Origin of the sequence: Frankia gtarii, assembly GCF_025403375.1 — a bacterium.
Classification (GTDB): Bacteria; Actinomycetota; Actinomycetes; order Frankiales; family Frankiaceae; genus Frankia; species Frankia gtarii.
This window is the reverse complement of record NZ_JAMPTM010000310.1, coordinates 1-7,455: the sequence shown is the minus strand read 5'-3', so window position 1 is coordinate 7,455 and position 7,455 is coordinate 1. Positions and strand designations below refer to the sequence as shown.

Here is a 7,455-nt window from a genome sequence, read left to right as displayed (position 1 = left end):
AGATCTGTATAAGAGAAAGGTCCCGGCGGGCGCGGGCGTCGCGCGGCGCGCGGGGGCGGTCAGCAGCAGCGTTCATGGGGCAACGATGTCATCCAGATCGTCGAGTCCAGGCAGCAGGGGGGCCAGCGGCGGGAGCTCGTCGAGCCCGCGCAGGCCCATCCGTTCGAGGAAGTAGTCGGTGGTTCCATACAGGATGGCACCAGTTTCGGGATCGTGCCCGATCTCCTCAACGAGCCGGCGGGCGGTGAGGGTGCGGATGACGCCGTCGGCGGAGACGCCGCGCACCGCGGCGATCCGCCCGCGGCTGACCGGTTGCTGGTAGGCGACCACGGCGAGGGTCTCCAGCGCAGCCTGGGACAGCCGGGCGGACTGGCCGGCGAGCACGAAGCCCTCCACCCAGGGGGCACACTCGTCGGCGGTGTAGAACCGCCAGCCGGCACCGACGTGGCGCAGCCGGAAGCCGCGGCCGTCGCGGACGTATCCCTCGGCGAGCTCGGGGAGCAGCCGTTCGATCTCGCGGGCCGAGGCGCCGAGCCCGGTGGCGAGCTCCGCGACGCCGGCCGGCCGCTCAGCGACCATGAGCACCGCCTCGAGTAGCGCCGCCAGCGGCGGCCGGTCCGCGGCGACGGCCCGGGGCGGCGTCGCTGTCCCCGGAGCCGCCGTCCCCGAAGCCGCCGTCCCCGGAGCCGCCCCCGCGTCCGCGCCCGCTGGCGGGCCGTCCGCGCTCGCGTCCGACCGTTCGGTCAAGATGCCACCTCCCGCGGTTCGTCGTCGTCGGCCGGATCCTCTTCGTACAGCCCCCGGCCGATGGCGAGCAGGTCGCCGTCCGCGGCAGGGTCGGCGGCGATCCAGCGCACTGTCAGCTCCCCGAGCGGGATCTCCTGGTCGAAGGAGATCCGGCCTTCGCGGAACAGCTCCAGCAGGGCCAGGAACCGGGCGACGACCTCGATGGTCTGCTGGCAGCCCGCGCACAGCGTGCGGAAGTCCGCGGCGCCGAGCTCCCGCAGCAGCATGATGATGGCGAGCATGTGCTCTCGGACGCTGATCCGAGGCAGATGCACATGGTCGGTGGCGACCAGCGGCGGCAGCGGCGGCTCACGCAGCCGCGCGGCCAGCGCCGCGAGCTCCGTGGGGCCGATGCCGATCTGCACCTCGGGCAGGGCGGCGGCGTAGCGGGGCTCCAGCGGCACGGCCCGGGGCACGTGACGGGCTTCCAGCGCCATCAGCCCAGCGAACAGCGCCGACGCCTCCTTGTACGCCTTGTACTGCAGCAACCGGGCGAACAGCAGGTCGCGAGCCTCGAGCAGGGCGAGGTCCTCGGCTTCGTCCTCGGACAGCGCGCCGGGCAGGAGCCGGGCAGCCTTGAGGTCGAGCAGGGTCGCCGCGATTACCAGGAACTCGGTGGCCTGGCCGAGGTCGAACCGGTCCCCCAGCCGCCGGATGTGAGTGACGAACTCGTCGGTGACCTGGGACAGCGCGACCTCGGTCACGTCGAGGCGGTGCTTGGCGATGAGCGAGAGCAGCAGATCGAACGGGCCGGTGAAGTTGGCGAGCTCGACGACGAACGGCTCGGTGCGTCCGCCGCGGGCGGTCGGCGTCGCCGGCCGCCCCTCGCCGGCCGCACCGGCACCGGCACCGGCATCGGCTCGGGACCCGTTCACAACGCCACGCTACGCCCACGGGTCCGCCGGTCATGATCTTGCCGTCAGGCCAGGTTGAGGCCGATCAGGGAGGCGAGCCCGCGCAGCAGCGGGCCGATGAGCTGGCCGACGACCGACGGGAACCCGACGAACAGCACCGGCAGCAGCAGCAGTGCCAGCAGGATGACGAGGCCGATGTTGCCGTCGGTGAGCCGGTGGTGGGCGCTGCGCCAGCCCGGGGAGGTCCCGCCGAGCAGGAACACCAGCCGACCGGCGTCCGTCGGCGGGACCGGGATGAGGCTGACGATAAACATCGAGCCGAAGGTGATCGCCAGCCACAGGGTGAGCTCGGCGGCGAAGCTGTCCGGCACGGTCACCTCGGTCACCCGGTCGCCGAGGAAGACCCGCGCCGGGTCGCCGACCACCTGGAACAGTGCGAGCGAACCGAGGGCGAGCAGCAGGTAGGCCAGCGGACCCGCGAGCACCGCGACCGCGACGTGGAAGCGCCGCCGCCGCCACACGTCGTTCATCGGCACCGACTCGGCCCAGCCGTGGCCGACGATGAACACGGCGAGCCCGCTGAAGGGGCTGAGCCTGTCCTTGACCCCGGTGGTCAGCCGGCCGCTGCGCAGCGGGGTGGGGTCCCGGACCACGCGCGCGGTGAGGACCTGGGCGGCGTCATGCGCGAACACCCCGATCAGGAACGCGACGACGATCCCGAGCAGCGCCGCCGGCTCGGCAAGATGGAAAAGCACGTCGCTACCTTTTCGCCCTGATCACCAAAAAACCGGGATTCAGCCGACGAGCGGGGGCGTGTTGTGCCGAACCATCACTTCGCGGGCCAGCCGCCGGTAGCCGGCGGCGCCCACCGAGGTCGGCGCGTACGTCGTGATCGGCTCGCCGGCCACGGTCGTCTCCGGGAAGCGGACCGTGCGGCTGATCACCGTGTGGAACACCTCGGCGGGGAACCGTTCGACGACGCGGGCCAGCACTTCGCGGGCGTGCAGCGTGCGGGCGTCGTACATGGTGGCCAGGATGCCGGCGAGCTCGAGGCGCGAGTTGAGCCGCTCGCGCACCTTGTCGATGGTCTGCAGCAGCAGCGCGACGCCGCGCAACGCGAAGTACTCGCATTCCAGCGGAACGATGACGGCGTCCGCCGCGGTCAGCGCGTTCACGGTGAGCAGGCCGAGCGAGGGCTGGCAGTCGACGAGGATGACGTCGTAGTCGTCGAGGATGGGGGCGAGCGCGCGGGCGAGGCTGTGTTCGCGGCCGACCTCGGTGACCAGCAGCACCTCGGCGGCAGACAGGTCGATGTTGCTCGGCAGCAGGTCCAGATTGTCGACCTGGGTCTCGACGATGACGTCGCGGACGTCGGCGTCCCCGCCGAGCAGCAGGTCGTGCACGGTCAGGTCGAACTGCATCGGGTTGATGCCGAGACCGACCGACAGCGCGCCCTGCGGGTCGAAGTCGACCAGCAGGACGCGGCGGCCGTATTCGGCGAGGGCGGCGCCGAGGTTGATCGTGCTGGTGGTCTTGCCGACGCCGCCCTTCTGGTTGCACATGGCCACGATCCAGGCGGGACCGTGGGCGGTCAGCGAGGCGGGGACGGGGAACGACGGCAGCGGCCGGCCGGTGGGGCCGGGCTGGCCCACCCCCTCGTCGACGCTCCCGCCGCCGGCTTCGAGCCGCCCGTCTTCAGACAACTTGGGTTCACCGACCGTCACCTCGCCGTAGGCGCGGCGGATCGGAGAATCGACGGAGGGAGCATCGGCAAATCGGACCACGGAGGGATTGCTCCTTCTACAAAGAGCAGAAACGGACCGGTAGGAGCGTACCGACACTCACCCGTTCCCGGCAGCGCTGGGTGGCCGTAAAGCGGCGTGTCGCGCCATCGGGGGCGGGGTGCGTTGGACGGGTCACGCCCACAGGGGTACGAAATCATGCACCAGGGGTCACCGGCGCGGTTCGGTCAGCTTGCATCGCGACGGATGCGGCCGTGAGCGCGCTCGGCGGGTCGACGACGATGAGGCGTTTTTCCAAGCGAAGGGAGCCCTCCTATGGGCGCACAGACGGTGGAAGCGGTGGTGGCCCGACACAAGGGCGTGCCGGTCGGCCTGGAGCGGATCATCGTTCCCGACCCGGGGCCGGGCGAGGCCCGCGTGCGGGTGCGCGCCTGCGGCGTCTGTCACACCGATCTGCATTACCGCGAGGGTGCGATCAACGACGACTACCCGTTCCTGCTGGGCCACGAGGCCGCCGGCACGGTCGAGTCGGTCGGCGCGGGCGTGACGGGCCTGGCCCCCGGGGACTACGTGGTGCTGGCCTGGCGGGCGCCGTGCGGGACGTGTCGGGCCTGCCGGCGCGGGACGGCCTGGTACTGCTTCGACTCCCGCAACGCCGCCCAGCCGATGACGTTGGAGGACGGCACGCCGCTCGCGCCGGCGCTGGGCATCGGGGCGTTCACGCCGCTCACCCTGGTCGCCGCGGGCCAGTGCGTGCCCGTGGACCCGGCGGCGCGCCCGGAGGCGGCCGGCCTGATCGGCTGCGGGGTGATGGCCGGTTTCGGCGCGGCGGTGAACACCGGGCGGGTCACCCGCGGGGAGACGGTGGCGGTCATCGGCTGCGGGGGCGTCGGCAACGCGGCGATCGCCGGCGCCGCCATCGCCGGCGCCCGCAAGATCATCGCGGTGGACGTCGACGAACGCAAGCTGACCTGGGCCCGCCACTTCGGAGCCACCGACACCGTGGACGCCCGCACGGTCGACCCCGTGCGGGCGATCCGCGACCTCACCGACGGCTTCGGCGCCGACGTCGTCATCGAGGCGGTGGGCCGTCCCGAGACGTACCGGCAGGCGTTCGACGCCCGCGACCTGGCCGGGCGGCTGGTCCTGGTGGGGGTGCCGGACCCGACGATGACCGTGGAGCTGCCGCTCGCGGAGGTCTTCGGCCGCGGTGGCCACCTGTCGTCGTCCTGGTACGGCGACTGCCTGCCGAGCCGTGACTTCCCGATCCTCATCGACCTGTACCGCCGCGGCCGCCTCGACCTCGACGCCTTCGTCACCGAGACCGTCGGGATCGGCGACGTCGAGGAGGCGTTCGCGCGGATGCGCCGCGGCGACGTGCTGCGCAGCGTCGTCGTCCTCTGACCGGCCCCGCATCCTCTGACCGCCCCGCATCCCCTGACGGCCCCGCGTCCGGGACCCGCCGGGTACCCCCGGGAGCGTGACCGCCGCCACCCTCGTCGGGGGTGGCGGCGACAGTCACGGTCCGTGGCGGTGTCACGGTGACGGCGGGGTGACCCGGATCCCGCAGGCGCCCGATACGGTCGACGCGTCGGGGACCGCCGCCGGGCCGGTGGCGCCCCGCCGCACAGCGGGCGGACCATCCGGGTTTCCGACCCGATCGGGAGTTCCGGATCCAGAGGAGCGGGCGCGATGACCGGCAATGCGGGGCTTCGAGTGGACCGCGTGATCACCCGCGGTGACTTCACTCTGGACGGCCAGACGTTCACCGTCGACAACAACGTCTGGCTGGTCGGCAACGACCAGGAAGTCCTGATCATCGATGCCGCGCACGACCCGTCGGTGATCGCGGCGGCGGTCGGCGCCCGCGTCGTGACCTCGATCATCGCCACCCACGGGCACAACGACCACATCAACGCGGCGACGGAGCTCGCCGACCTGGTGCGGGCGCCGATCGCGCTGCACCCGGCCGACGTGATGCTGTGGCGGACGGTCTACCCCCACCGCGCGCCCGACCGATCCCTCGCCGACGGGCAGCTCGTCGGGCTGCCCGGCGGCGGGTCGCTGCGGGTGCTGCACACCCCGGGGCACTCCCCCGGCGGGATCTGCCTGTTCGGCGAGGTGAACGCCGAACCCGTGCTGTTCAGCGGCGACACCCTGTTCCGCGGCGGACCGGGGGCCACCGGGCGGTCCTACTCGGACTTCCCGACGATCCTCGCCTCGATCCGCGCGAAGCTGCTCACCCTGCCGGCGAACACCGTCGTGCACACCGGGCACGGCGACGACACGACCATCGGCGAGGAGGGCGTCGACTACGACGACTGGGTCCAGCGGGGCCGCTGACGGGCCGCGCAGGGCCGCCCGCAGCGCCGTGAAGCGGTCACAGCCGCCCAGCCGTATGCCGGTTGTGGTGGTCGCCGTGGGTGTGCCGCGTCGCCCACAGCGGCGCGACGGCGGCGACCAGCGCGAGCGCGACACCGACCTGCAGAACGTGCCGGATCCAGTCGATGCCGCCGGTGTGGCGCACCCCGATCGCACTGGCGATCACGTTGCCGACCAACGCGCCCACGATGCCCAGGGCGGCCGTCAGCCACAGCGGAATGTCCTGCCTACCTCGGAGGATCAGCCGAGCCAGCAGGCCGATCACCAGACCGGCAATAATGATCCAGATTATTTGAAACACCGCACACCCCCAACGGAGAAGCCTGCCCTGGTTTTCTCCGTCGCCGCCCGAGCACAAACCCATCCGACGCCGGTGGGTAATTGAGATTATCGACCCGGGTCACCGGGTGGCTGGGCCAGAAATGTGGTCAGTGCGGCAGAATTCGGGTGTCGACCACATGCAGATTGACCGTCAGCCGGCCCTGCTGCATCCCGGGAACCACATCGACGAGGAAGTATCCGTGTAGCCGGTAGAAGCCCTGCGCGAAGTCGAAACTGGCGCCGCCGCCGGCCAACCCGGTCAGCCGGTAGGTGGTGCCCGTGCAGCCCTGACCGGGACCGAAGCCGGGCGTCTGACCCGGGCCCGGCGCGTCGCACGACGCGAACAGGGTGAAGTTCGGCAGCGGGTCGCCCCCGAGATCCGGGCCCGGGAAGAAGGCCCGCTCGTTGCCCTGCCCTGGCGCCAGGACCTCCAGGAAGATGACCGCGGTGTTGTGGACGGTGACGAACTCGCCGAACTGCCGGCTCTGCGCGAGCTGCCCGATCGCCCCGCGGAACGCGGGAACCGCCGACATGGGCACCGTCTGCGCTTTCGTCAGGGCGGTGACGACCGGTGACGGTGCAGCCGGGGACGGCGGCCCGCCGGACGCGCCGACAGGTCGGCCGACACCGGACGACGGCCGCAGATCCAACCCGACCCCGGGACCGGAGCCTCCGGTGGGAACGACCCGGAGCACGTGCGGCGGCGCCGGTTGCCGGGACTGGGCATGATCGGGCTCGTCCGCGGCGTGGGCGGCTCCCAGCGCGGCCAGACCGGCGACCGCCGCGGCCAGCGCGGCCAGGGCCGCCGTCCGCCTCGGATACCGGGCCGCATGGCCGGCCCGACCGCGGGACCCACCGGCATCATCCGGCCCCCCGGCGGCAGCCGGCTCGACCGGGCCAGGCCCGGTCTGACCGTCGTGCGCCACTCGCGGCCCGACCCGTGCTGCGACCCACTCCTGCGATGGCACGGCCCACTGCTCGTCCTGCCCCACCGGCCGCGCGCCGGGCCCGGACCCTGCGGTCCCGCCGGCCACGGAACCGGTCGACACCGGCTCACCGGCCGGCGTTTCCTCTCGCCCGGACGTCGCGGCCCGCACCGCGGAACCTGCGTCCGCCGCGGCCGCGGCGGGCACGCTCGGCACATCGGCTGGGTGGGGCTCTGCCGCCGAGTTCGCCGTCCCGGACGGGTTCGCCGGCTCCGGACCCGCCGAGCCCTCCCAACCGGCGGGACTCTTCCAGACGAACGAGCCCTCCGCACCGGCCGACCCGGGCATCTCCGCCGGGGAACCCGCGCCGGTCGTCGCCACCGCGGAACCCACGGAGCCCGCAGGCGCGGACGCCGCACCCGCGGACGTCCTGTCTCTTATACA

General features: G+C 72.6%; 7 protein-coding genes and 1 pseudogene. 2 read left to right on the top strand and 6 right to left on the bottom strand.

The window, feature by feature from the left end; all coding sequences use genetic code 11:
• Window positions 1-72: 72 nt before the first annotated feature.
• The 4 genes from scpB to NBZ83_RS27905 are packed head-to-tail and all read right to left on the bottom strand — an operon-like array spanning window position 73 to window position 3,424.
• Window positions 73-747 (bottom strand): SMC-Scp complex subunit ScpB, encoded by a 675-nt coding sequence (gene scpB, locus NBZ83_RS27920; protein ID WP_438803343.1) that lies wholly within the window; start codon window positions 745-747, stop codon window positions 73-75.
• Complete coding sequence (locus NBZ83_RS27915; protein ID WP_261569358.1) at window positions 744-1,661, bottom strand: segregation and condensation protein A; 918 nt, start codon at window positions 1,659-1,661, stop codon at window positions 744-746. Before NBZ83_RS27915 ends, scpB begins: the two co-directional genes overlap by 4 nt.
• A gap of 44 nt (window positions 1,662-1,705) precedes the next feature.
• Window positions 1,706-2,395 carry a zinc metalloprotease gene (locus tag NBZ83_RS27910; RefSeq protein ID WP_261569359.1) on the bottom strand — a complete coding sequence of 230 codons (690 nt, stop codon included), beginning with the start codon at window positions 2,393-2,395 and terminating at the stop codon, window positions 1,706-1,708.
• A gap of 39 nt (window positions 2,396-2,434) precedes the next feature.
• On the bottom strand, window positions 2,435-3,424 hold the full coding sequence (locus NBZ83_RS27905) for a ParA family protein (RefSeq protein ID WP_308203372.1): 990 nt from the start codon (window positions 3,422-3,424) through the stop codon (window positions 2,435-2,437).
• A 273-nt stretch (window positions 3,425-3,697) separates the two neighbouring features.
• Here NBZ83_RS27905 and NBZ83_RS27900 point away from each other — a divergent pair, with 273 nt between their 5' ends.
• Complete coding sequence (locus tag NBZ83_RS27900) at window positions 3,698-4,786, top strand: S-(hydroxymethyl)mycothiol dehydrogenase (protein WP_261569360.1); 1,089 nt, start codon at window positions 3,698-3,700, stop codon at window positions 4,784-4,786.
• 288 nt (window positions 4,787-5,074) lie between these two features.
• A complete protein-coding gene (locus NBZ83_RS27895; protein WP_261569364.1) occupies window positions 5,075-5,725 on the top strand; it encodes an MBL fold metallo-hydrolase in 651 nt (216 codons plus the stop codon).
• A gap of 37 nt (window positions 5,726-5,762) precedes the next feature.
• Here the strand turns inward: NBZ83_RS27895 and NBZ83_RS27890 are convergent, their stop codons facing one another.
• Together NBZ83_RS27890 and NBZ83_RS27885 are read right to left on the bottom strand one after the other, a co-directional pair.
• The gene (locus NBZ83_RS27890; RefSeq protein WP_261576113.1) at window positions 5,763-6,065 is read right to left on the bottom strand and encodes a GlsB/YeaQ/YmgE family stress response membrane protein; all 303 of its coding nucleotides are present in this window, start codon (window positions 6,063-6,065) and stop codon (window positions 5,763-5,765) included.
• Window positions 6,066-6,192: 127 nt separating this feature from the next.
• Window positions 6,193-7,455 (bottom strand): annotated as a pseudogene (locus NBZ83_RS27885) (hypothetical protein); the annotation flags it as partial.